Source organism: Kitasatospora sp. NPDC004799 (assembly GCF_040609095.1).
Classification (GTDB): domain Bacteria; phylum Actinomycetota; class Actinomycetes; order Streptomycetales; family Streptomycetaceae; genus Kitasatospora.
Genome location: NZ_JBEXJK010000781.1, coordinates 1 through 1,533, shown reverse-complemented (window position 1 = coordinate 1,533; position 1,533 = coordinate 1). Strand labels below are relative to the sequence as shown.

Genomic DNA, 1,533 nt, shown 5'->3' with positions numbered 1-1,533 from the left:
GCTCTCCCCGGCGGCCTCGGGGTGCCTGACGGCGTCCTCGCCGAGGCCCGCCGGCCGCGCCGGGGTCAGGGTCCCGCCGCGTCCGGGTGCTCAGCGCAGGACGACGCCCGGGTCCTGGCCGGCCTGCGGGACCTTGACGATGCTGCGGTCGTCGCGCAGCGACTGGACGGTGAACATCGGCACGTCCTTGGCCGGCAGTGACAGCATCCGGGCGGCCACCACCGGGCCGCCGGAGACGGTCTCCACGGTGAGCGCGAAGACGCCGTTCAGCCCGGCCGGCTCGGGCGCCGGGAGGGCGACCGTGCCGCCGGCCGGGAGCTGGACCTCCTTGGTGGCCGGGGTGCCGCCGCCGCTGCCGGCCGAGGCGGTGACCCGGACGGTGGCGGCCTCGCCGCTGGAGGTCAGGTAGAGCGTGGAGGCGCCGGCCCGGTTGTCGGCGACGGTGGCGCGGGCGCCGACCGGGTTGCTGCCCGCCAGCCAGGCCGCGTCCGACTTGCCGTTGGCCGCCGCCCGGTCGACCCGCAGCCCGGCCACGACCGGGGTGCGGTGCTTGTCGTCGCTGGGCGACAGCCGCAGCCCGGCGACCTCGTCCCGGGTGACCTTGCCGAGGTCGACCGCGGCCACCATGCCCGCCTTGACGTGGATCGACTCGTTGCCGGCCGGGCTGAACCAGCCGTTCTTGCCGGACAGCTGGATCTTCAGGTCCGCGTCGTCCTCCGGCGGCGCCCAGACCACCAGGCGGGCGGAGGCGGTGTCGGCGGGCAGGCCGGGCAGCACCTGGACGGGGGCCGGGTCGGCCGAGGCCGGGACCCAGTCGGCGCCCTTGCCGCTGTCGGCGGCGTGCAGCGCGGCGCCGACCCGCCCGGAGCGCGCCACCACGTGGACCGCGAGGTCGCCGACCGCGCCCTTGCTGATCGTCGACAGCAGCACGGCCTGGGAGCTGCCGGGCGGGACGGTGATCCCGTTGGCGGCGTCGTTGTCGATCAGGCCCTTGTCGCCGTACAGCTTGATGTCCACCACCGCGGCGGAGGACTCGGTGTTGACCAGGCTGACGTAGTCGACCCGGTCGGCGGCGGTGCTGGCCCCGGCGAACCAGAAGCTCGTCCCGGCCGGGGTGCAGGTGAGGCCGGACAGCCCGAGGCCGCGCGGCTCGGTGACCACCGTGGTCTGGGTGACGGTGAAGCCGGGGGCGAGGGCGCCGGTGGCGACGGCCCCGGTGCCGGGCGCGGCGTCACCGTTGGCGGCCGGCCCGGTGGCCGGGGTGCCGGGCTTGGGCACCGTCAGCCGGGCGTCGGCGGGCGCCGCGTCCTTGTCCTGGGCCGGGGCGCCCGGAGCGGCCGAGCCGGTCGGGGCCGGGGCGGCCGGGGTCGCCGGGGCCGCGGGGGCGGTGGTCGGCTGGGCGGCGGGCGCGGCCGGGGCGGCCGCGTCGGAGAGCCAGCCGGCCCCGCCGGTGGCGGAGCCCGTCCCGGGCGGGGTGGTGGCGAGCCGGACCAGCATCCGGTCGAAGGCCCGGCCGAGCCGGCCCACCTCGTC

The 1,533-nt window shown here is 78.4% G+C and carries 1 protein-coding gene; it reads right to left on the bottom strand.

The features are described 5' to 3' along the window. Positions 1 to 90: 90 nt before the first annotated feature. A partial coding sequence (locus tag ABZW03_RS40765) for a DUF5719 family protein (RefSeq protein ID WP_355269911.1) occupies positions 91 to 1,533 on the bottom strand: 1,443 nt, incomplete at its 5' end.